Origin of the sequence: Acinetobacter johnsonii ANC 3681, from assembly GCF_000368805.1 — a bacterium.
GTDB lineage: Bacteria > Pseudomonadota > Gammaproteobacteria > Pseudomonadales > Moraxellaceae > Acinetobacter > Acinetobacter johnsonii.
In genome coordinates this window covers 1-22,636 of record NZ_KB849708.1, presented here as the reverse complement: position 1 = coordinate 22,636, position 22,636 = coordinate 1, and the positions used below count along the sequence as shown (strand labels likewise).

At 40.3% G+C, this 22,636-nt stretch carries 21 protein-coding genes; 4 read left to right on the top strand and 17 right to left on the bottom strand.

The window, feature by feature from the left end:
* Nucleotide 1 precedes the first annotated feature (1 nt).
* Nucleotides 2–604, bottom strand: coding sequence for an NUDIX hydrolase (locus F946_RS15050; RefSeq protein ID WP_004984200.1), 603 nt, complete (start codon nt 602–604; stop codon nt 2–4).
* Nucleotides 605–727: 123 nt separating this feature from the next.
* Here F946_RS15050 and F946_RS15045 point away from each other — a divergent pair, with 123 nt between their 5' ends.
* Nucleotides 728–1,276, top strand: coding sequence for an NUDIX hydrolase (locus tag F946_RS15045; protein WP_004984198.1), 549 nt, complete (start codon nt 728–730; stop codon nt 1,274–1,276).
* Between the two features lie 58 nt (nt 1,277–1,334).
* Here F946_RS15045 and filF read toward each other — a convergent pair whose 3' ends face one another.
* From filF to filA, 6 genes are all read right to left on the bottom strand, one after another.
* Nucleotides 1,335–3,254, bottom strand: coding sequence for a putative pilus system protein FilF (filF, locus tag F946_RS15040; RefSeq protein ID WP_004984196.1), 1,920 nt, complete (start codon nt 3,252–3,254; stop codon nt 1,335–1,337).
* A gap of 19 nt (nt 3,255–3,273) precedes the next feature.
* Nucleotides 3,274–4,491, bottom strand: coding sequence for a putative pilus assembly protein FilE (filE, locus tag F946_RS15035; RefSeq protein WP_004984194.1), 1,218 nt, complete (start codon nt 4,489–4,491; stop codon nt 3,274–3,276).
* A 29-nt stretch (nt 4,492–4,520) separates the two neighbouring features.
* Complete coding sequence (filD, locus tag F946_RS15030) at nt 4,521–6,185, bottom strand: putative pilus system OmpP1/FadL family transporter FilD (protein ID WP_004984191.1); 1,665 nt, start codon at nt 6,183–6,185, stop codon at nt 4,521–4,523.
* A gap of 12 nt (nt 6,186–6,197) precedes the next feature.
* Entirely contained in the window at nt 6,198–7,355 is a 1,158-nt protein-coding gene (filC, locus tag F946_RS15025) for a putative pilus system protein FilC (protein WP_004984188.1), read from the bottom strand.
* A gap of 48 nt (nt 7,356–7,403) precedes the next feature.
* The gene (gene filB, locus F946_RS15020) at nt 7,404–8,237 is read right to left on the bottom strand and encodes a putative pilus system C39 family peptidase FilB (protein WP_004695004.1); all 834 of its coding nucleotides are present in this window, start codon (nt 8,235–8,237) and stop codon (nt 7,404–7,406) included.
* 187 nt (nt 8,238–8,424) lie between these two features.
* Nucleotides 8,425–9,381, bottom strand: coding sequence for a putative pilus system protein FilA (gene filA / locus F946_RS15015; protein ID WP_004984187.1), 957 nt, complete (start codon nt 9,379–9,381; stop codon nt 8,425–8,427).
* Nucleotides 9,382–9,635: 254 nt separating this feature from the next.
* Here filA and pabB point away from each other — a divergent pair, with 254 nt between their 5' ends.
* A complete protein-coding gene (gene pabB, locus F946_RS15010; protein ID WP_004984183.1) occupies nt 9,636–10,985 on the top strand; it encodes an aminodeoxychorismate synthase component I in 1,350 nt (449 codons plus the stop codon).
* A gap of 71 nt (nt 10,986–11,056) precedes the next feature.
* On the opposite strand, the gene hisC is transcribed toward pabB, so the two are convergent.
* Complete coding sequence (gene hisC, locus F946_RS15005; RefSeq protein ID WP_004984180.1) at nt 11,057–12,148, bottom strand: histidinol-phosphate transaminase; 1,092 nt, start codon at nt 12,146–12,148, stop codon at nt 11,057–11,059.
* Between the two features lie 174 nt (nt 12,149–12,322).
* Nucleotides 12,323–13,624: a histidinol dehydrogenase gene (hisD, locus tag F946_RS15000; protein ID WP_171065428.1), complete on the bottom strand. Its 1,302-nt coding sequence runs from the start codon at nt 13,622–13,624 to the stop codon at nt 12,323–12,325.
* 175 nt (nt 13,625–13,799) lie between these two features.
* Here hisD and F946_RS14995 point away from each other — a divergent pair, with 175 nt between their 5' ends.
* Nucleotides 13,800–14,144, top strand: coding sequence for a nuclear transport factor 2 family protein (locus F946_RS14995; RefSeq protein WP_004984175.1), 345 nt, complete (start codon nt 13,800–13,802; stop codon nt 14,142–14,144).
* Between the two features lie 74 nt (nt 14,145–14,218).
* On the opposite strand, the gene hisG is transcribed toward F946_RS14995, so the two are convergent.
* From hisG to F946_RS14970, 5 genes are all read right to left on the bottom strand, one after another.
* Nucleotides 14,219–14,920, bottom strand: a complete 702-nt coding sequence (hisG, locus tag F946_RS14990; RefSeq protein WP_004984172.1) for an ATP phosphoribosyltransferase — start codon at nt 14,918–14,920, stop codon at nt 14,219–14,221.
* The gene (gene murA / locus F946_RS14985) at nt 14,917–16,176 is read right to left on the bottom strand and encodes a UDP-N-acetylglucosamine 1-carboxyvinyltransferase (protein WP_004984169.1); all 1,260 of its coding nucleotides are present in this window, start codon (nt 16,174–16,176) and stop codon (nt 14,917–14,919) included. The genes hisG and murA overlap by 4 nt, the downstream gene beginning before the upstream one ends.
* Before the next feature lie 6 nt (nt 16,177–16,182).
* On the bottom strand, nt 16,183–16,434 hold the full coding sequence (gene ibaG, locus F946_RS14980; protein ID WP_004695019.1) for a BolA family iron metabolism protein IbaG: 252 nt from the start codon (nt 16,432–16,434) through the stop codon (nt 16,183–16,185).
* 136 nt (nt 16,435–16,570) lie between these two features.
* Nucleotides 16,571–16,903, bottom strand: coding sequence for a ribosome hibernation-promoting factor, HPF/YfiA family (hpf, locus tag F946_RS14975; RefSeq protein ID WP_004695021.1), 333 nt, complete (start codon nt 16,901–16,903; stop codon nt 16,571–16,573).
* 171 nt (nt 16,904–17,074) lie between these two features.
* Nucleotides 17,075–18,529 (bottom strand): RNA polymerase factor sigma-54, encoded by a 1,455-nt coding sequence (locus F946_RS14970; RefSeq protein WP_004984164.1) that lies wholly within the window; start codon nt 18,527–18,529, stop codon nt 17,075–17,077.
* Nucleotides 18,530–18,855: 326 nt separating this feature from the next.
* Here F946_RS14970 and F946_RS14965 point away from each other — a divergent pair, with 326 nt between their 5' ends.
* The gene (locus F946_RS14965) at nt 18,856–19,410 is read left to right on the top strand and encodes a protease (protein ID WP_004984161.1); all 555 of its coding nucleotides are present in this window, start codon (nt 18,856–18,858) and stop codon (nt 19,408–19,410) included.
* A 58-nt stretch (nt 19,411–19,468) separates the two neighbouring features.
* Here the strand turns inward: F946_RS14965 and F946_RS14960 are convergent, their stop codons facing one another.
* The 3 genes from F946_RS14960 to F946_RS14950 all read right to left on the bottom strand — a co-directional run bounded on the left by F946_RS14960 (nt 19,469) and on the right by F946_RS14950 (nt 22,112).
* Nucleotides 19,469–19,780 (bottom strand): ankyrin repeat domain-containing protein, encoded by a 312-nt coding sequence (locus tag F946_RS14960; RefSeq protein WP_004984159.1) that lies wholly within the window; start codon nt 19,778–19,780, stop codon nt 19,469–19,471.
* 49 nt (nt 19,781–19,829) lie between these two features.
* Entirely contained in the window at nt 19,830–20,663 is an 834-nt protein-coding gene (locus F946_RS14955) for a hypothetical protein (RefSeq protein WP_004984157.1), read from the bottom strand.
* A gap of 99 nt (nt 20,664–20,762) precedes the next feature.
* Complete coding sequence (locus F946_RS14950; protein WP_004984155.1) at nt 20,763–22,112, bottom strand: aromatic acid/H+ symport family MFS transporter; 1,350 nt, start codon at nt 22,110–22,112, stop codon at nt 20,763–20,765.
* Nucleotides 22,113–22,636: the final 524 nt, after the last annotated feature.

The following is a 22,636-nucleotide window of genomic DNA, read 5'->3' as shown; positions in this document are numbered from 1 at the left end:
CTTACTTTGGGAACCGAAAAGTCGGTGAATTGACTAAAAATGGCCACTCTTTATGGTAGCCCAGACCATATTGAAATAAGGCAACCAACATCCGTGCTGTCAGCCCCCAAACAATTTCATTTTCCACCCGCATACTCGGGAAATAGAGAGATTGATGGGCAAAACGAACTTCATAAGGCACCGCCGGCACTTCCATCAGCTGTTTGAGTGAAGCAAAGAAAATACGATCAATTTCAGTCGGCTGGGCAACCAGTTCAACTTCAGGCGGAATCAGCCCGACCACAGGTTTGACCAGCATGCCATTACGGGCCTTTTGCATCGGCAAATCACCGAGCAACTGTACATCAAAAGGATTCAGCGCGGTCTCTTCATAGGCTTCACGTAAGGCAACCACGATATTACTGGTATCTTGCGGATCTCTTTTTCCGCCAGGAAAAGACACTTCGCCAGCATGATTAGATAGGTAAACAGAGCGGCGGGTCAATAAAACTTTGGGATCGTCTTCATTGGTGATCGCGATTAACACAGCTGCATCTGCCGATTTAATTTTGCTTGAAAACCGTAACTGTTGCTGCAGTATGCGTGTTAATGAATGTTCATCCATTGAACGTCGTCCCCATCATTCTTTTTTTCATCATAGCTGAATTTGATACTGAAAAAAGAGAAATGATGCCAAAATTTAATTTTTAAGTTATGCTGAGTCTGAACTTTATCATTGATGATGAATATGGACTTTTGCAGCAATTGCGGACAAAAAACAACAGAACAAATCCCTCTTGGCGACCATCAATTGCGTCGTGTTTGCACCTCTTGTAGTTCTATTCATTATGTGAACCCTAAAGTGATTTGTGGTGCACTCGCACTTTGGGAAAATAAAGTATTGTTGTGCCGCCGTGCTATTGAACCGCGTTATGGGCTATGGACTTTACCAGCAGGTTACATGGAATTGTTTGAAACCATGGAACAAGGTGCTGCACGAGAAACCCGTGAAGAAGCTGAAGCGGAAGTTGAAATTGAACAGCTATATTGCATGTACAATATTCCGCGTATTGGTCAAATTTATGTGCTCTTTAAAGCGAACTTAGTGGATGGAATATTCGGTGCTGGTGAAGAAAGCATTGAATGTCGTTTATTTGAAGAAGATGAAATTCCTTGGTCAGAACTGGCTTTCCCAAGTGTCGAACATACCTTACGTCACTATTTTGCCGACCGTAAAAGTAATCAATTTAATCTTCATCTCGAAACCCTAGGTACACGCTTAGACCATACAGGTTAATGTTGCCTAATATCAAAAAAGCCCATCGATGATGGGCTTTTTTGTGTTTACAACGATATTATTTTGCTAACACTTTATAGCAATCAGCAATTTCAATTGAAACTTCGCCTTCACGGAAGTCTGCGGCTGCTTGATTGGCAATGCTATTTTTTTCATAATAATTACTCAAATACGCCTTATAGATATTGGTCCACTTTACCCCTGCACCAGAAAAATCACTAAGAGAAATATAAGCACTTTCATTTACATTGGCAGACAATAAATTACCGAGATTAACGCGTGCCCCACCAATCACTGTAGAGGTCTGTTTTCCTTCACTATTCACATCACTCACAATATTGGTATTTGCACCAATAACTGCGCCATCAATTTTATCAAAGATAGGATTTGCCAAGAGGATACGAAAGGTTACAGCTTTATTTGAAGTATCTGTCGCACCCAGTGTTCCAATTCGGTACTGTACTTGATTATTATCTGTCGTTAAGGTTGCACCCGTTGTTAGTAGCGGTGTACACGCCGTCGTTTTATTACTAGCGGACTGCATATCAGTACGAATATCTCCCGACTCATCAATTGCAATACCTAAGGCTACGCTATCACTAGAATTTTTTGCCTTAAAAATTAAGTTGGCATACAGTGGAAAAATATACTTCTGCCCAGCCGCTACATTGCTCTTCGACTTAAATACATCATTATCTAAATAGCCAATTGGAAAAATTTTAAAGGCATCAAATGAACCTTTGAAGGTATCTGTGCCATAGTTTTGCTGCCATAAACCATAGGATGATGGGCTAGCATTCGGATCCTTGGTTAATTGTTTATAAAATTTTTCCGTCCCTGCAATCAAATAATCATTAAACAGTTTGCCTTGGGTAATGGTGAAATCATCCGAATTTGGATCTGTCAGATTAAACTTAAACGGTTGCTGAATACTTTTGGTCAAGGGATTAATCCAAGACGTTTGCGCTAAAGCATTCATTTTGGCAGGTTCAATATTTTTCAGTAAATCGACCGTCACACTGGTTGCCAAATCACTGCCTAATTGTTCTTTTAATGGCCCACGCCACTGTACACCTGAACCAAAGGTATAACCTTGTCGATCCGTTAGAATAATAAAGCTTCCAATTAAATGACGAAGATTAGCAGGACTGGTCTTACAGTCTGTAGCATTACAACCATATAAGCCTTGTGGTAAACCAATCCCTGTCTTGTCCGATAGGGCATTTGCAAAAATCGGGAAGTCCGCTTGATAGGTGGCAGAGTTATTCATGAGCACCAATGTTTGGACCACTTTAAAAGCATCCTCATTGCTGACTTGGCTGACATCAATCCATGGTCGGATTTTATCGACATACGCTCCTGAGGCATAATCTTCAGCACTAATTGATGCCAAGAGGAGTGATAAGTCTGCTTTTTTAGAGGCTAAAATACCAAAAGGTTGTACATCTCCAACCACCCCAGCACCACGCTCTAGACCTAAAGCTTGAAAAATTTTCGCCAAAGCCATCGCAATTTTTACGGTCTTATCGTTTGGACTCAAACTGGTTGCAGCCGTTCCACCATTTAACCCTTTTGCCATATCTAAAATACTGAGGCGTGGTAGTGAGGCTGAAACCGTACTCACATTGCCAATTTCAGACAAAGGAACTGTACCGAGTTCGACTTGTTTATCCGAACTTCCAGTCAACAAGAAGTGAATTTTGTCCCCTTCAGAGCATCGGCCTGTTGCCGCATTGGTTTTCGGCTCCATCAGAGTCATATACGTATTATCGGGGTCGCTACTACAGACAAAATTAATCCCATCAACTGGGTAATCCAAGGCAAACTCAACACAGTTTTTATCTTTCAGTAGACAGCTTCCGTTGACAGAATTCACTTGATTCGGCTCTGGATTCACATTGGCACTTTCTCCACCACAACCAGCTAAGGCAACAACCAATGTCGACAAGGTAAATGGCCATAAAATTTGTTTTTTCATTTTCATACTCTATTTATTTTTAGCGAATTGCGATTAATTTTAACTGACCATGATTGGTTAGAACTTTATGTTCGACGTCTACAGCAGAAGAGAGTGGTGTCAACAATAAATAATGACTTTGTTCAGGTACATGTAAAATACCTGCGATCATTTCATGCGATAACATAGAAGGTGAGTTTTCATCATTTTTAAACCCACCTACCCCTTCAAGCACACAGGCATTTTGGTCTAAGAACACAGCAAAAGGCCAATAAAATGTGGGATCATTTTGTGTAGATGCATACGAATTTAATTGAATATTTTGAATATTGCTGTCCACTTTGATGATTTCGAATTCAAAATTTTCTTTGATCGGCTTTTTCGGCCAAACATTAATATCGTGATTGGCTTGTAAGCTTTTTGCTTTTTTCAGCTTTTTATCCTTAAAACAGCTTTGTCCTAAGCTAGCGATCGTGTCTTGTTGTGACATTCGGTAATAGGTCGATGCTAAGGCAATCGGTGCTAAATTGTCTTTTTGCTTGGGTTTAAACATAGCGTTAAGGACAGATTTACTCACTCCTTTTTCTCGCTCAATGACCTGAAAGCGAGTCGCTCCAGTTTTATGATCAATCACCCCTTCAGGCATGGTATAAAAACGGCGTTTGCCTTCTAAGTTAAATTCACGGTCTTCTAAATATTCGTTGCGAACGTAATCAGTTCCATCCATTTGATTAAACATGTTTGAGGATGCAGTTGATTTCTCTGCACTTACCGAATCCGTATGCGTTATGCTTTGAGGCGTTGATGCAGGCTTAATGGTTTGAGTACTACTCACTGGGGCTTGCGGGATCTGCTGAGTGGTTTCAATCACTTTTTGTTGAACCAGCACCTTGGTTTCAGTTTTGCTTAATGGACGCTCAGCCTGAATCACTATAGAAGAAGTGACTTGCTTCTCAGCAGAAAGTTTCTTTTTTGGCGCAGGCTTTGTATCTGGTAAATGTGCCTTCATTTCGGTTACAGGCTGTATCGGCTGTGGTGCAAATTCCTGAGCGGGCATTAGTACTGGTACTCTGACCTCAGAGACTTCACGCGTTCCCTTTTCTTCCTGCTTACGGCCCTGTTTCACTTGCTTTTCTGGGGACTCACTGGCTTTGCCTTGTACCACCATCGGTCTACCATCTGGACCAATAATCGTAAAAAACTCTCCCGCAAAACTTGCACTCGAAATCCAACCCAATAAGCATAGTGATGAGGGCAATAAAATCCTTTTTATTGTATTCAATGTGCTTACCACCGTGTTCTATAGTTCAACCCTAAAATCGTAATGGTTGTATCAGTTTTTACATTTAAACCGGCATACGGGTTTAATAAAATATTATTTACCCCAGTTTGGTTCGCTAAGCTACTAGAATTTGCTGGAATTTTATCTCGGCTTTGCAAAAAACCAATGGATAGATCTAAATCAGTATCTGCGTCAAAACGATAACCAACACCTAAACCAAACAAGCGTGCATTGTTAATTGGTACCATGGTATTCCGCTTATCATCAGGGATCGCACTGGTGCGTGGCTCATAGCCTGCACGGAGTTTTAAACGATCTGTTGCTGAATATTCAATCCCAATACCGTAGTTCCACGGTGACTCAAATGCCAGAGGCAAAGCCAAACTACTATCGGAGATATTGGCTGAAAGCAATTTTGCAATTTTGAGCGCCGAAACTTGACGGTCAAATTCAAATTTAAATTTGTCCCATGCTTTATAGTCGGTCCATCCCACATCAACATTGACTTGTAAATCGGGTAAAAGTTTATATTTAATCCCCGCTTGGAAATGTGCTGGATATTCTAAATCCATTGATACCAGACCCGACTCACTGGCTGGCACAGAACTTGGAAAACCTAAAACTGCAGCCAGAATCTGCCCTGTTGGGGAGGACATCAACCCCTTAATGAGTTCTTGTGGTGCTTTAGCATTGTCTATGTGATATTTACCTTTCATTCGCATTTTGGCAGCACTTTGGTAGACTACACCAAAACTAAAATCTTCTGTCGGCTCCCACAGCACCCCCAAGTTATAGCTTGGGCTCAGAGACTGCTCTGCTGAAAGTTCGAGTTGACCAAAGCGCCCAAAAGGATTCATTCCCTCTTCAGCATTACACATGCCCAGCAAGAGAATGTCGGTAATCACATCAGAGTTTTCTTTAAACGGGGTACAGACCACATCATCAATCATCCGCAGCATCCCAATCAACTCATTGGGAAAACGTAGATCATTTTTTAATGCCAAAGCTTGATAAGACATCCCAATTGAACCACCAATGGAAAGCTGATCATTGATTTGGTAGGCCATAGACGGTGATAAATAGGTGATCCGTTCTAGCGCAACTTGTTGACCCATAAAGTTGCCAGGATTGCCATCTTCCGCACCGAATCCTGCAATTAATGGCGCATACATGGCAGTTGCAAACGTCATTTTAGATCCCGGCGGATTATATGCTATACCCGCAGTCGGGGCAGCCACAGGCATACCTTTACCCAAGTCCACCATTTTCTTCAAACCAGGTACATATAAGCTCGGGTATTCAACATCACCGCGGACGGGCCCTTTAAAGTCGGTACAGATATCGGCATCTACTTCAGGCCCATCATTACAAACAATCGGGTCATCTGAATAGCCAAATACGTTATAACCTGCAGGAACAGAAAACTCCCGCTCGATATTAAAATCAGCGAGAATACCTTGCACATCCGTTTGCAAACCTTCAATTTTGGTCAGTGCTGCTGGGTTAAAGTGAATGGCACTGATTCCAGGTGGATCAGCAGTGACTGCATTGCCCATAGCCAAAGAGCGAATATCAACTGATAAGTTTTGCCCTAAAGCAGCAAAGGTAACACTAGAATAGCCCGTTAATAATATGGCAGACACCAAAGGGCTAAGTCGGATATTTTTCATACGACTCCCCTATTATTTAAGCTTTTTTCCAAAACCAAGAATATCTAATGGGAAAGACAACCCTAATGACACATCAGGTGCATCTTCTGTTAAACCAAGGCCAACCGTACCATTCACAATTGTTTCAGGTGAAACGCGTACACCTAAGGAAATCGCAAAAGTTGAACTGGTTTGATCTGCTGGAGAGTAACTTTCCCCTGAGCTGTAGGTAAATTCAGCTCCAGTATTGAAACTTTGTTGGTATGACATCGTCATCGAGACATCATAGTTAAAGGAATAGGCAAAACCGAAGGCAAAACCACCACTAATCCCTGGTTCAAACGCTTCAATCACACGGCTACCACGGCGCTGATCTAAGCCCGATTCTTTGAAACCATAGTTCGCAGAGACCGATGCAAACAGCACCACGGGATCAATATATTTACGCGTACTTGCCCCAACACCTGCTGAATAATACCCCTTGCCTGTTGCTAAGTCTGAAGTAGCATTAATTTCATAAGGACTATCCCCAGTTTTAGTAGATACGTTACCAAATAAAATTAAAGGCAAACGGCCAGCTTTGAGTGGAAACGGTTCCCAACGTGCACCAAAGGAAATGTCCCCAAGACCCGCTGTAGAGGTGTCTTTTAATAAGTCAGTTTTGGCAACCAAAGGCAATGATGCCGTTAACGTTAAGTTATCTCTTAAACCATATTGTGCCGTAAAAGTATTGGTTAGACTGTGTGTTGCATTTTCTTGTACCCGCAGTTGATAGAGCTGACCTTGTGCCATCTCTAAATCAAGTTGAGTATCTCGGTAATAGGTATAATCGATGTCGTAATAAGATGAAATCTCACCTTGTTTAATCAATGAATACTGACGTTCATTTGAGGTAAAAACTTCTTCTAAGTTGGTCTCTTTAGTTGCATCACCCTCTTGCTGTTGCAACGCAGAAGAAGCTGCTTGCTCAACACTTCCAGTGTTTACAGATGCTGGCTTTTCTGGTTGCGCAGGCACAGTAGGTTGATCAGATCCAACTTTATCTTGTGCTTGCTCCTTGGTTTGTTCTACCTCAACTGTTTCACCGACTGTTTCGTATCCACCTAAGCTCGGTTCTTCCGCAGCATAGGCCACCCCAAGAATCATCTGCACACTCACTGCGAGCAGTGTTTTATTCATCCATGTCTTCATCATTGTCCCTTACCCACACCATTGTTCTTGTTTTATTTTTTTCACACTTTATTTGTTTTTATAATAAAGCCTGAGAAAATTGTACGTCGGCTGTCCATAGTATTCCGACTCTTTATTTTTATTACGCTCTAGGCGAATTGTAGATGCACGATCGGCTATTTTTTCCATATAGTGTTGCGGATATTGAATATCGACGAGTGCATAGCGATTGACCGTAGCATCATCTACATGTCGCAGATCGGCTTCCTGTAAAGCCAACATATTTTTACGCATTTCAGTCGGAACATTAATTAAAAACAACGTGTTATTTTCCCAAACATCCTTGAAACGTTGTTCATCAAAACTAATATTTCCTAAGGCAGGATCGGCAACATAAACCCGTCCGTCTTTATAGCCCTTATACACCACAAAATGTTTAAAACCAGCATAGGAGATTGGAACAATAGCAGGTTGACCTTGCTTAACCAAATCTTCAAACTCCCCTTTGTAGCCTCCACTTTCTAAACCTAGTGCAGTCACAAAGCGTTTCATGTCCAATAAAGAAAAACTACGACGCTCAATAATTCGCTCATATTCGCCATAGCGAAGCAAGCCATCCATGGTTTGTTGTTCTGTAAGTTGAGCACCGACATAGCCATTGATTAAGGTGGTCAGTGCTGCTGAACCACAACTATAATCATAAGCTTGACGGACAATACCTCGAAATTGGTCTTCTACAGCAGGGTTAATTAGGACAGGTTCATGATGCATTCTGGTAAAAGATGCATTTCGAGAGTCTAAAACTTCAGTATAGTAAACCGCTTCCGCTGGTTTTTTCTTAATATCAAAGGCTTCGGTGGCAAAGTAATACATCATTGCTGAGCCCAATGCGATCTCTAACATAGCTTTTTACTTTTTTTAATAATATAGGCATCCCGCCCATTTTTTGTTTTTAGAGTTAATACTCTATATCCATACATTCAAGAAGATACTGTGTTTTATCTAAAAAAAATAGTCTTTTTTTCATTTTTTTATGAATATATTTTAGAAAAAAAGCGCGTGAATTCACGCGCTTTCTTGAAGTCTAATTTTAGTGACCAGAAATGGTAATCACAGCACCTGGTGTATACACCCCAGCAGCAGGGCTAAAGTATGTTTGCATACCTTGAACTTCTACATCACCAATCGATGCAGCATTACGGCTACCCAAATGCACACCTTTCACATAAGTATCGTGTGCACCACTTGTGCTAATCATACGAATATAACCCTTATTCGCGCCCTCTTCACCAATCACACTAATTTTTTGATTCAGTGTTAAATCTAGAGAATTTGCATCTGCAACTTTAATACTTTCAACAAAGATTTCACCTGCAGCACGTGTTGCTGTTTTAGTTGAATTATCTAAAATACCTAAGTTTTTAATTTCTAAACCACCAACCATAGTCGCACTTAATTGGATCATCGCGCCTTGCGGTGCAGCACCCAATTGAATGTTTGCAGACATTGGACCTGTTTTCAGTGATAAACCACTTAAAATCGGATTCACCGTACCTGTACCACCACGGCGGATAGAGGTTGCTCCTGTTGTAGGAACATCAGCCGAAGCAACTACACCAATTTGACCAATTTTAATATCTAAACCTGAAACTTGAGCTGCAATGTTAATAAATGCATTACCACCGTTTGCATCTGTGTCAATTTGCAAATCAGCTAAGTTACGAGAAGGAAGCAAGTATGCTCCTGCATTATCATAGTTTGCACCAATAATAATACCGTGATTTTCTAGCGTATCGCCCGCTATACCATTACCTTGGATAACGATAGCACCAGCAGTTGAAGTACCGCCTAGAGATGTAGTCGCTAAACCATCATTATCGTGAACGAAGACTTTACCAATTTCGATTTTAGAAATACCGATACCGATATTTAGACCATCTTGACCTGTAGCGGCACTGAGCGAAGCGTCATCCATTGCTTGCATTGCCATTGCATTTGCACTGATTGCCATTGAAGAAACTAAAGCAAGTTTAGTAATAATTTTCATCTTGTTCCTCTCCTAAGAGCTTTATTTTTGTGATACCAATCACTCGATGTTAACTACTGCTTTTTTTATTTTGACCCAGTATTAACATCTATCCTTGAGTGACTTCATTGCCTGAACTAAGTTATATGCGAGTGATTTTTTGATCAACTGCTGTTGGTCGCAATCCATAGCTTACCGATAAACGGTATTTCCTCTATGCGTACACGTACAATGCGGTAAAATAGCCTGAATTTTTTAATCCTATTTGCGTTAGCATGACTCTAAGCCAATCATTTAAAAAGATAATTTGTGATTCAAGCCTCTCTGTATCTCATATACTACAGGCATTGAATGAGCTCACACAGTTAGTCTATTTACAAAATGTCGATGCACCTGTCATTGCTTTTTTACCCGAGCGTTACCAAGTTTTTCAAAAAAACCAGCACTTTTTCTTTCAACGCACACAGGATTTTTGTTATATCCGTGATGACGAAGAAATAGACATTTCCAGTAATATTCAGCCAAGCTCAGAACAAAAAGAAGCATCTTTTAGTGGCGGACTCATTGGATTCGTCAGTTATGATTATGCCGCCCAGCAACACGTTCCGGTTCAAATTAAGTCACAGCCAAGCCTATTTTTAGGTTTATACAGTAGTTATCTACAATGGACTGATGCAGGCTGGCTATTTTGCAGTAGTGATTCACAAGCCGAACGCATTTATCGCAAAATTGAATCGTATTTATTACAGCCATCTGCCTTAACCCATCCACTCCAACTCGCATCGATCTGCCAAGCACGCTGGACTGAAACCGAATACAAACAAGCCTTTCAGAAAGTACAGGAATACATCAAAGCTGGGGATTGCTATCAAATCAATCTGACACAAGAGTTCACTGCCAAGGCACACGGTCAACTCCTAAGTGCAGTCGAAGCATTTTGGCAATTGACCGATGCACCTTACTCAGGCTATCTCCGTATCGATGATTTTGAACTCTTAAGTTGTTCGCCCGAGTTGTTTATTGATTTTCAAACCCATCGTAAAATCATCACTAAGCCAATTAAAGGCACCATGCCGCGCCATACAGATCCAGTCTTAGATGAACAATCTAAACAACGCTTGATGGCTTCAGAAAAAGACCAAGCTGAAAATGTGATGATTGTTGATCTACTGCGTAATGACTTGAGTGTTTATGCAGAAACAGGCTCAGTCAAAACACCTAAACTGTTTAATATTGAAAGCTTTAATCAAGTCCATCATATGGTCAGCGAAGTCGGAGCAACACTGAAAGCAGAAGTTCATCCCTTTCATGTGCTGCTCTCGGCACTACCTGGCGGGTCTATTACAGGTGCACCTAAAATTCGAGCGATGCAGATTATTGAAGAACTTGAAGGGGCGCCACGCGGAGCGTACTGTGGCTCAATGGGTTATTTTAATTTCGATGGTACGGGTTCTTGGAACATTCTGATTCGTTCCATTCAAAAATTCCAAGATGAGGTTTCACTTTGGGCTGGCGGTGGAATTACCATTGCATCAGAGTGTGAAGCTGAATACCAAGAATGCTTTGACAAGGTCTCAGCACTGCTTAATTTACTCAATACCTTTGTGCAAACGGACACTGAATAGCAACCAAAATAAAAAAGTGAACCTTCATATTAATGAACGTTCACTTTTCAAAGATCAAAACTGTTGAAAGTTTATTTTAAAATATCATTTTTCAATGTATCGACTAAGCGTTGATTTTGTTCATCAGTTCCAACGGTGATACGTAAAAACTGGTTAATACGCGGTTTATTGAAATAACGCACAATAATACCCTGTTCACGTAATTCAGCCGCTAACTCACCTGCATCTTTGCTAGGTAATGATGCAAAGATAAAGTTGGCACTTGATGGCAAAACGTTAAAGCCCAGTGCGGTCAATTGTTCAACCAAATGTTCACGGCTTTGAATTACTTTTTGATTTTGTGCTTCGAAATAAGCTTGATCTTCAAATGAAGCAACCGCAGCAGCTATCGCAAAACGGTCCATCGGATAAGAGTTAAAACTATTCTTCACCGCTTCAAGTGCCGCAATCAAATGCGGTTGAGCAATCGCAAAACCAACACGTAAACCTGCCAGTGAACGAGACTTAGACGTGGTTTGACACACCACCAAGTTCTCATACTTTTCCACCAAACTGACTGCCGATTCAGCACCAAAGTCTACATAAGCTTCATCAATCACCACGACTGAATTTGGGTTGGCTCGAAGTACTTCCTCAATTGCTGCCAAACCAATATCAATACTGGTTGGCGCATTTGGATTGGTGATAATAATGCCGCCATTGGCTTGTTTATAGTCATCCACCACAATTTCAAAGTCATCATTGAGTGGCAAAACTTTGGTTTTTACTCCAAAGAATTGGCTATAAACAGGATAGAAGCTATAGGTAATATCTGGGTAAAGTACCGGTAACTCTTGCACAAAAAATGCTTTAAAAATGTGGGCTAAGACTTCATCTGAACCATTGCCGACAAAAATATGTTCAACTGCAACATTTTGTTGTTTCGCAATCGCCTGCTTTAACGCAGAAGCATCTGGATCTGGATATAAACGCAGTACATCTGCTGAGTTTACCAAGACTGCTTGAACAGCCTCCACCACCTTTGGTGAGGGTGGATATGGATTTTCATTAGTATTGAGCTTCAATAAATTTTGAATTTTCGGTTGTTCGCCTGGCACATACGGTTCTAATTCACGTACTTCAGGACTCCAAAAACGCATTTGTTCTGTAGTAATGTTAGACATTGTCTATCTCATTTATGTACTCAACTTACTTTTATGTAAGCCCTCTCCTGCTAGGAGAGGGTTTGGGAGAGCTTTATGATGTCCCAAACTGAATTAAATATTTTCCCCTCTCCTAACCTCTCCCATAGGGAGAGGAACATTCATTACTGAACACATGAGGGATCTAAATTTATATTATTGATAACGATAACGTGCTGAACGCGCATGGGCATCTAAGTTTTCTTGTTGCGCCAAGATATCCGCGGTTTTCGCCAATGTTTTCACACCCTGCTCAGAGCACATAATCAAACTTGAACGCTTTTGGAAATCATATACACCCAGCGGCGAAGAAAAGCGTGCCGTACCTGAAGTTGGCAAAACGTGGTTTGGCCCTGCACAATAGTCGCCAATCGCTTCTGGCGTATAACGCCCCATAAAGATTGCGCCTGCATGGCGAATATCTTCAGCCATTTCCTGTGCTTCATCTAAGCAAAGCTCTAAATGCTCAGGGGCAACTTGATTAATCAGCTCAACTGCTTCAGCGCGGTCTTTCACAAGTACCAAGGCACCACGATTGGCAATCGATGTACGCGCAATCTCCGCTTTAGGTAAAGCTTGCAAATGCGCTTCAATAGCGAGTTCTACTTCATTTAACAACTGTTCATCCGGTGTAATAAACACAGCTTGTGCCACAGTATCGTGTTCAGCTTGGGACAATAAATCCATTGCCAACCATTGTGCGTTATTTACGCCTTCGGCATAAACTAAAATTTCAGATGGCCCTGCAATCATGTCAATACCGACCTGTCCGAATACCGCACGTTTCGCAGCCGCGACAAAACGGTTGCCCGGCCCTGTAATCTTATCCACCGCTGGAATCGTTTCTGTACCATAGGCTAAAGCCGCAACCGCTTGTGCCCCACCAATGGTAAAGACACGGCTGACACCAGCCAAATAAGCAGCTGCTAATACCAAAGGATTCAACTCACCATTCGGTGCAGGCACCACCATAATAATTTCAGGCACACCCGCCACATGCGCAGGCACAGCATTCATCAGTACAGACGACGGATAAGATGCCAAACCACCCGGCACATAAATACCAACGCGATCTAAAGGCGTTACTTTTTGCCCAAGTGTGTTCCCCAAGGCATCTACATAGGTCCAGCCTTCTTGTTTTTGCGCTTGGTGAAACTCACGAATACGGTTTGCAGCAAGCTCTAACGCCTCGCGGACTTCGGTACTCAAACCTTCAAAAGCGGTTTTTAATTGTTCTTGGGTCAGTTCTAAATCTGAGAATTGATGCGCGGGATGTCGATCGAACTGTTGAGTGAGTTTAAGAACATGAGCATTACCATGCTGACGAACTTCAGCGATGATTTGATCTACGGTTTTTAAAAGTTCTGGGTCACTCACGGTTTCAAAAGCCAACAAATCAGCAAAGACTTGTTTAAAGTTCTGATCTTGAGTCGATAAACGTCGCATCAATTTATCCACAATGAAAATAAAGGGAAGCTTTAGTTTACCTTGTTTCCTGTATTTTGTGGGCAACAATCCTCCAGCTAAACACGGAGTGTAATGAAAAATTACTTTTAACTTCATCGGGAAATGAATGTGATCATGATTTTTAAACTAGAATTACCGAATCTGAATAAAAAACAGGCAAAACAAAATGACCCTCACGGACATAGCCATATGCTTTTCAACGGGGCAATTTAGCCGAATCCAACAGCATTTTTCAGAAACCATTACATGGGAAATTGTGGGTGAACAACGGCTTTCAGGTTTTGATCAAGTACTCAAGCATTGCCAATCTATCGAACATTATTTTACGACGGTCCCACATGAGTTCCATATTCAAGCAATTCATGAAACGGGTCATCATGTGATTGTTCAAGGGGAAGCGCAATTTCATGACGCCAAGCAGACATCCCGAATTTCTGCTTGTGATGTCTATACTTTTAATACTTTAATTCAACTGGTTCAGATTCAATCCTATTGTATTTCAATCCAATAAAAAAATTTAAAAATGAGCAGGTACAAAAAAACCGCCATCATCGATAGCGGTTTTTTTAAACAAAAAAGATCAACTTATTTGTTTTTTAACGCTTCACGTTCAGCGACTGCTGTTTCTAACTGTGCAAGTATTGGGTTTAACAATGCTTGCTTACGTTTGAAACTTGCCTTGTTCACAATCAAACGTGAAGACACTTTACAAATTTCTTCCAAAGGTTCTAAACCATTGGCACGTAAAGTATTCCCAGTATCGACCACGTCAACAATGTAATCGCCCAAACCCACCAACGGTGCAAGCTCCATTGAACCGTACAACTTAATCACATCGACTTGCTCACCTAAGCTTGCATAGTACTGACGGGTTAAGTTTACGTATTTAGTGGCAATTTTTAAACGCCCTTTTGGACGTTCCATGCCAACTTTGCCCGCGGTCATCAGTTTACATACTGCGATTTTTAGATCGAGTGGTTCATAAACGTTTTGCGCGCCATGTTCCATAAGCACGTCTTTGCCCGCAACACCAATATCCGCCGCACCATTTTCCACATAGGTGGGTACGTCAGAAGCACGTAAAATTAAAATACGGACTTGTTTATGGGTGGTTGGGAAAATTAACTTGCGTGACTTATCAGGATCTTCCAGTAAGTTAATTCCAGCCGTTTCAAGTAAAGGCAGGGTTTCTTTTAAAATACGACCTTTACTCAATGCCAATGTTAAACCATGATCAAAATTGCCCATTACGTCAAAATTTGGATCATCGTTTCTCATATCGCTCATGAACTTACTCGCTTAATTTGGGCGCCTATACCTTGTAATTTCGCTTCGACATCTTCATAACCGCGGTCAATATGATAGATACGATCAATCAGCGTCTCACCATCCGCAGCAAGTGCAGCTAACACCAGCGAGAAAGAAGCGCGTAAATCTGTTGCCATCACAGGTGCAGCAGAAAGTTTCTCTACACCGGTCACAACAGCATCATTACCTTCGACCTGAATATTGGCACCCATACGTGACAATTCAGGTACGTGCATAAAACGGTTTTCAAAAATCGTTTCAGAAATAGTAGCAAAACCACGACCAATGGCATTGACCGCCATAATTTGTGCTTGCATATCGGTTGGGAAGTCAGGATGTGGAAGCGTTTGGAAACTCACTGCTTTAGGGCGTTTACCCATCATATCAAGCTCGATCCAATCATCACCACGGGTCACTTCCGCGCCCATTTCTTCAAACTTTTCTAAGACCGATTCCATCAAAGTTGGATCCGTATGTGTGGTTTTTACACGACCACCGGTAATGGCCGCAGCAGCCAAATACGAACCCGTTTCAATACGGTCAGCAACTACAGCGTATTCACAGCCATGTAGTTTTTCAACACCTGTGACCACTAAGGTATCTGTGTCTAAACCTTCAATTTTTGCCCCCATCGCGATCAACATTTTCGCAAGGTCCGTAATTTCAGGTTCACGTGCCGCATTACGAATCGTAGTCACTCCTTCTGCCAATGCCGCAGCCATTAAGATATTTTCGGTACCACCCACGGTCACCATATCAAAAATGACTTCACCACCTTTCAGACGGCCATCAACTTTAGCGTGTACATAACCCGCTTCAACTTCAATCTCTGCACCTAAAGCTTCTAAAGCTTTTAAGTGTTGATCAACTGGGCGCGAGCCAATCGCACATCCACCCGGCAAAGATACTTTTGCACTACCATAGCGCGCCACCAATGGGCCCAGCACTAAAATAGATGCACGCATGGTTTTCACCAGCTCATACGGTGCAAACTGATTATCCAGTGTTGAGGTATCTGCAGTAACCGTGTCACCTTCGTAGGTCATGGTAATGCCTAGACCACCAATCAACTGCACCAAAGTATTGACATCTTTTAAATGCGGCACGTTGATAAGCTTGGTTGGAGTTTCAGGCAAAATCATTGCTGCAAGCAACGGCAAGGCAGCATTTTTAGCACCCGAAATACGAACTTCGCCTTCGAGCTTAGTGCCACCTTGAATTAAAAATTTATCCATCTAATTTTAAGCTCCGAATAAGCTTGCTTTACGCCATTCTTCTTTAGTCATTGCACGAATAGTCACCGCATGCACTTCGCCACTTGCGATATAAGAATTTAATGGTGCATAAACAGCTTGCTGACGTGCAACAGGACGTTTGCCTTCGAATTGGTCGTCGACAATACGTAAGTCAAACTTTCCGCCTTGCCCACTAACTGCAACTTCAGCTTCAGGAAAAGCAGCTTTTAAAATTTCAGTGAGCTGTTCACTATTCATCACAAAGACCTCTTATAGGACCAACGGTGTAAAAACCTGCCATTTTACTATAAATCTGAAAAATAAATCATAAACCCGCACACTTTATATATAAAAAAAGAGGTTTTAAAAAACCTCTTTTTGCATAAAAATCAAACTAAATGGCAATCGGTTGGTAAACCTGCTGCATTTTACGGTGCTTATCGAGCTGTCTTTTTAGTTTTTCTGATAATTTTTTAATCGACGTATACATATCATCTGCTGAAGCCTGAGCAAAAAATTCAATGCCCGGCAAACGGATAATTGCTTCTGCAATATGATTGCTACTGCCTTTTTTAGTATGTTTATCGACCTGATGATCCTTGGTTAATTTCACCTGCATACTGTTCACCTGATCAATATGCTTGGTCATTTCTGCAAATTTGCAGCGAATGGTATCTTCAATAGCTGGGGTAATGCTCAAATGATGTCCACGAATTGTTATTTGCATATATCTATCCCTCACCTTCATTAGGATTAATGAGGAAAAGCCAAAACGATTTAATGACTGCAAAACAACCAACGCGCATAGAAACATCAAATCATTTTAGCCATTCCTTAAAGAAAAAAGAGGTTCATTATGTTGTCATAATGAACCTCTAGAATAGTCAGATTTTAAATTTTAGATCAAGACTTTTCGTTCAGAAGATGACGGAATATGTAACGATTCACGATACTTTGCCACTGTCCGACGCGCTACATCAATTCCATCGTCCTTTAACAGATTGGCAATTGCGTTATCAGACAAAGGCTTACGTGCATTCTCTTCAGCAATCAATTTTTTAATCTTGGCGCGAATTGCAGTTGAAGATGCTTCACCGCCTGACGTAGTCCCCACATGGCTTGAAAAGAAATATTTCAACTCGAACAAGCCGCGTGGCGTCAGCATATATTTGTTGGTGGTCACCCGAGAAACGGTCGACTCATGCAATTCAACTTCTTCTGCAATATCTCGAAGTACCAAAGGCTTCATCCCCTCAGCACCAATTTCTAAAAATGCACGTTGATGTTCAATGATACACGTCGCCACTTTCAGTAAAGTTTTATGACGTTCATCGACACTTTTAATAAAGTTTTTCGCATCCAACATTTGATTACGTAAGTATTGATTATCTTCACTTTGATCAGCACGCTTAATCATATTGGCATAAAACGAGTTCACACGAAGTTTCGGCATCACATCAGGATTTAAAGCCACTTGCCATTGTTCATTTTTCTTCATTACCACGACATCTGGAATTTGATAATCCGAGTCTTTATCTTCAAACTCAAGCCCTGGATGCGCTTTTAGCGTTTTCAATAAATCAACTGCACACTTGAGCTGCTCTTGATTTAAACCCGTTTGTTTAATCAGTTTCGCCAGTTCATTGCTGATCAATAGTTCATAGTTTTTCAGCAGATTCATGGCATCATTTCGACAAGCGGTCTGCGTTGGTAAGGCTTCCAACTGCACCATTAAACACTCTGCAAGATTCCGGGCCCCAACGCCAAGTGGGTCTAAACGCTGAATATGCTTGAGCACCACAACCACTTCGTCATCTTCAACTTCATCGTCATAGTCCATGCTTGTTAAAAGATGTTGAACTGAAGTCGTTATTTCTGAAATATCACTGTCTAAAAAACCTTTATCGTCCAAAGAGTCAATAATGCAATAAGCAATCAACATATCTACTTGTGAAAAATGCAACAGATTGATTTGCTCGAGCATATGCTCTTTTAAGCCCAAATGACCTTGACGATTATCCTCTCGCTCTTCAAATTCTGCTGCACCCAAACTGGTCGGTTGATGGGTGTAAACATCATCCCAGTCGGTATCGACCGGTAAATCATCGGGTAAATGATCTGCATTGAGTTCGTTGGTTAAATCCTTCTTATCCTGTTCTTGCTCTTGCACACTGGATAAGCTTTCGATAGATGACTGTTCTTCTACTTTTTCTAAGAGCGGGTTACTGTCGAGTTGAATCTGAATTTCTTGTTCAAGTTCAAGGCTCGACAATTGAAGCAATCTAATAGCTTGTTGTAATTGGGGGGTTAACGACAAAGAGTTCGAAACTTTCAATCCAACCGATAACTTCATAAAACTCTACTCATCAATACAACTATTTTTAAAGCACGCTTTATAAGCAATTTTTGTGCCGTTTTATTTTTTATAGCATAGAAAATTTAAAAAACCTACATTTTTTGAGCAGATTGTTTTTCATTTCCTGCCTAGTTTTAGATTTTATGGATGTCTTAATGCATATCAATTATTGAAAAGGATCATTAATACCTTCACACAGTCTAAAGTTACACGAAACACTGCATCGGCTACTTTCACTTACTTACAAGAGTCCGTTAAATCAAAACATCAGGATTATTCTGCTTTGTTAGGCTAAAAGCATAGACATTGTTTAGGAGGTTTATATGACTCAAAAAGTATTGTTTATAACCTCAAATGTAGGCGTAGAGCATGATGAGCTAATTCAGCCTCTCCATTTTTTACAGTCCAAAGGCATAGAATGTATTCATGCCGCCATTGAAGCTAGCGAAGTTCGAACTGTTAAAATGGACTCAGAATCGGCAGCAAGCTATCCTCCAGATGTCGATTTAGATCATGTTCATTACAATGACTACGATTTGCTGATTATCCCCGGCGGTGCAGTTAATGCTGATTTATTACACCACCATCCTAAAGCGCTCGAAATTATCCAAAGTTTTAACAACCAAGCCAAACCAATAGCTGTGATTTGTCATGCGCCTTGGGTTTTGATTAATGCTGAACTGATTCAAGCTAAACAACTGACTTCGCATCAAAATATACGACTCGATCTGGAAAATGCAGGTGCTATATGGGTCGATGAAGCCGTTCACAAATGTGATGCAGGTGGCTGGACACTCATCAGTTCACGAAGTCTAGAAGACCTTCCCGCTTTTAATCAAGCGATATTGAAAGAACTTGAATCCAATTCGTCCGTTTAAGATGCTACAAAATAAAAGAGCCTGAAATTGAGCAGGCTCTTTTATTTATCTTTAAAAGTTACAGGCTTTTTAAGTATTCAATAATTTCTACTTGTTCCGCCATTTCAGCCAGTTGAAGCGCAGTATATTCACCTTTGTAGTGGACATTCGCACCTTTTTCAACCAGTAGTTTTACCACATCTAGATAGCCATTTTCAGCCGCCGCTTGGAGGGCGCTATAACCTTCATCATCGGTCGAGTTCACATCTACACCATTGGCGAGACTTTTTTCTACTTCAGCGAGTTCACCTAAAGAAGCCCAATACACCAGTTCAGGTAAGTGCAGTTCATCATCGTTTTCAGGAATTGGGGAGAATGAGGTAAGTTTCATAAATGTCAAAGCTCTTCAGTTTATCTAAATTATAAAATTAAATAGCATATTAAACCGTATCACTATCAATTTTTTCTGGAACATCAAGCACAGCGTGTATCCTTTTCTTATGTTTTGGCAACTCCGCAAGTTGTAGAAGCTGAGCAATAAATATTTCACGCTTCCTTCTACTCACATGTTCTTTATTAAAAGAGTTATCAAATATGAAATCAAAAAAGTTTACTATCATAAATATTGTATATTTTAATATATAAAATAAACCAAACAAAGAAAGACTTACAAGCAATACCACAAGAAAAGATTCCAATATTTCTATCGAATCAAAAATATCAAAAATATACTCAATATTAACACCTGTTGAAATTAGCATCGCTGTAAACAAAGCAACAAGCCCCATAAACATCGCTAATATACGATTCTTAGAATCAGTTGAAAAAATAAAGTCAAAAAACTTTTCTCTACTAAATTTTTTCCCACTATATTTAGAATGAGTTATATAATATTTTTCCAACTTTTCAACCAAAGCTAAATATTCCTCTCTAGGTACTGCTAAGAAATCACGAAACCACCTCTTTTTAATCTGGAACAAAGATAGATTTTTATTTTTATAAATTTTTTGAAATTTTAGCTTAACGATTTCATTCCTTTGCCGCTCAACGGCATAGAATAAATAAAGAACTAATACTTCTAATAGCAATATTAAAGACATATAGAGTTTTTCAAACTCTTTATTTTCTACATTCAAGACAAAAAGCCAAAGAATAATACCTAGCAAAAATAAACTTAAAGAAATAATTAGCCATACAAATAAGGAATTTTTTAGTACCCATACCTCATGATATGATTCAAATTCCTGAAAATATTTTTTAATTAAATAATTCAATAAATTTTTTCCAAATAATTATGTTTTTCTTATTCTTATCATATTCTTGATCGTCAGAGAAGCCTCCCTCCTTATGGAGGCTTCTTTTAATTTCATATTTTAAGCTTTCGAAATCGCAGGCTGACTTGCACCAATCTTTTCAGATTCATCCTCATGCATAATCAGTGCAACCGCAATAGCAGTAATCAACACAGGTAAACCCACTGCAATAAAGTTAAAGTGTGCAGGCAAATTCATTCCCAACAAACTCCCGATTAAAATTGGTCCAATGATTGCACCCATACGGCCAATCGCAGACGACCAACCAATCCCCGTTGAACGAACAGCAAGTGGATAGTACTGAGCGACATAGCTATAAAGCAGCATTTGCGAACCAATGGATGCAGCACCCGCCAATAATACTAAAATATATAAAAGGAATTGATTCGATTGAAAGCCCATCAAGCTCATTACAACAGCACCCATCATGCCCAAGCACATCAATACAGGTTTTAAATGGAAGCGATCGGCCAAGATCCCTCCACCCACAATACCAATCACAGCACCAATGTTCATCACCATCATAAACATCAAGCTATTGTCCATTGAGTAGCCTGCCGCCATCATTAACTTCGGCAACCAACTGCTTAAAGCATACATAGTCAATAAGCAGGTGAAGAATGCCAGCCAAAACAACAAGGTATTTATCGCACGCCCACGCTTAAATAAGCTCACAACATTTGCAGACTCTGGCACATCAACCTGATGCAACTCAAAAGTTGTATCTTCTTTTACTGTCACCGTTGGTGCTAAGCGACGAACAATTTTACGTGCTTCCGCCTGACGGTTTTGTTGCACAATAAAAGTCAAAGACTCGGGCAAAAACTTCCAAATAATAGGTAATAACAACAAAGGAATACCCGCAATAAAGAACATAATTTGCCAACCAAAACTTGGAGTAAACCACACACCTAGCAATGCAGCCATTACACCACCCACAGCATAACCACTAAACATTGTGGTTACTAAGGTACTACGCATTTTTTGTGGCGCATATTCAGATGTCAGCGCAACAAGGTTTGGCATTACCCCACCAATTCCTAGTCCCGCAAGGAAACGTAGAATCGCAAATTCCGTTGGGTTTGATGCAAAACCACCTGCACAGGTAAGCCCACTAAAAAGCACAATACAGATCATAATGACTTTTTTACGGCCAATTTTATCTGCTAAAGAGCCAAATATCATTGCACCAAACATCATGCCGGCTAGGGCAGTACTGGCAAGCATACCCGCCTGCACAGCACTTAAGCCCCAGTCTTCCATTAATAATGGCAATACCACACCATTAATTGCCAAATCATAACCATCAAATAAAATAATTAGCAAACACCAAGCAACAACTTGAAAATGGAAACCGGAAAATTTTGCACGATCAATAATATCATTCACATTCACTGCTTTAGCTGACATTATTCACCTCTTATGAGCTATTGTTTCATTGCACTTTAACTAGCGCCCTTCAGTTTTTATAATGTGCTAATTCAGCCCAAACAGAAGTCATTCACCAAAGTAATTTGGTGTTATATTCACACAATTTATAGTGATATAAAAATTCAACATTAGTCTAAATAAATGATTTAATTCGCATTAAAAATAAATAAAACCAACCATTAACACTTGACTTTTTGATATAAAATAAAATAAAAATTAATAATAAAAACCTAATTTAAATTAGATATAAATATGATACTTAATTCATAACTAAAAAATTAAATAGATATGGAAAGGTTCATTTAAATAATAATTATGGCTATTTAGAGCATTTTATTTAATTAAGATAAACGCCAAAGTACGTAAGATTCCTACCTTCATCTTTCATTATTATCTTTTTTATCTTCCTGCATAAAAAAATCCCCCTCTGCGATTAGCGGAGGGGGATTTGAATTAATGAGCTGGCGATGACTTACTCTCACATGGATAACTCCACACTACCA

Bases quoted from the DNA above. Each gene is read 5' to 3' on its own strand.
- ibaG (WP_004695019.1), bottom strand. From the start codon at position 16,434: ATGAATAGTGAACAGCTCACTGAAATTTTAAAAGCTGCTTTTCCTGAA.
- F946_RS14950 (WP_004984155.1), bottom strand. From the start codon at position 22,112: ATGTCAGCTAAAGCAGTGAATGTGAATGATATTATTGATCGTGCAAAA.
- F946_RS14970 (WP_004984164.1), bottom strand. From the start codon at position 18,529: ATGAAGTTATCGGTTGGATTGAAAGTTTCGAACTCTTTGTCGTTAACC.
- filF (WP_004984196.1), bottom strand. From the start codon at position 3,254: ATGAAAAAACAAATTTTATGGCCATTTACCTTGTCGACATTGGTTGTT.
- hisC (WP_004984180.1), bottom strand. From the start codon at position 12,148: ATGTCTAACATTACTACAGAACAAATGCGTTTTTGGAGTCCTGAAGTA.
- hpf (WP_004695021.1), bottom strand. From the start codon at position 16,903: ATGCAAATAACAATTCGTGGACATCATTTGAGCATTACCCCAGCTATT.
- F946_RS14995 (WP_004984175.1), top strand. From the start codon at position 13,800: ATGACCCTCACGGACATAGCCATATGCTTTTCAACGGGGCAATTTAGC.
- F946_RS15050 (WP_004984200.1), bottom strand. From the start codon at position 604: ATGGATGAACATTCATTAACACGCATACTGCAGCAACAGTTACGGTTT.
- filB (WP_004695004.1), bottom strand. From the start codon at position 8,237: ATGTTAGAGATCGCATTGGGCTCAGCAATGATGTATTACTTTGCCACC.
- murA (WP_004984169.1), bottom strand. From the start codon at position 16,176: ATGGATAAATTTTTAATTCAAGGTGGCACTAAGCTCGAAGGCGAAGTT.
- F946_RS14960 (WP_004984159.1), bottom strand. From the start codon at position 19,780: ATGAAACTTACCTCATTCTCCCCAATTCCTGAAAACGATGATGAACTG.
- pabB (WP_004984183.1), top strand. From the start codon at position 9,636: ATGACTCTAAGCCAATCATTTAAAAAGATAATTTGTGATTCAAGCCTC.
- filC (WP_004984188.1), bottom strand. From the start codon at position 7,355: ATGAAGACATGGATGAATAAAACACTGCTCGCAGTGAGTGTGCAGATG.
- filD (WP_004984191.1), bottom strand. From the start codon at position 6,185: ATGAAAAATATCCGACTTAGCCCTTTGGTGTCTGCCATATTATTAACG.
- hisG (WP_004984172.1), bottom strand. From the start codon at position 14,920: ATGAGCGATATGAGAAACGATGATCCAAATTTTGACGTAATGGGCAAT.
- filA (WP_004984187.1), bottom strand. From the start codon at position 9,381: ATGAAAATTATTACTAAACTTGCTTTAGTTTCTTCAATGGCAATCAGT.
- F946_RS14965 (WP_004984161.1), top strand. From the start codon at position 18,856: ATGACTCAAAAAGTATTGTTTATAACCTCAAATGTAGGCGTAGAGCAT.
- F946_RS15045 (WP_004984198.1), top strand. From the start codon at position 728: ATGGACTTTTGCAGCAATTGCGGACAAAAAACAACAGAACAAATCCCT.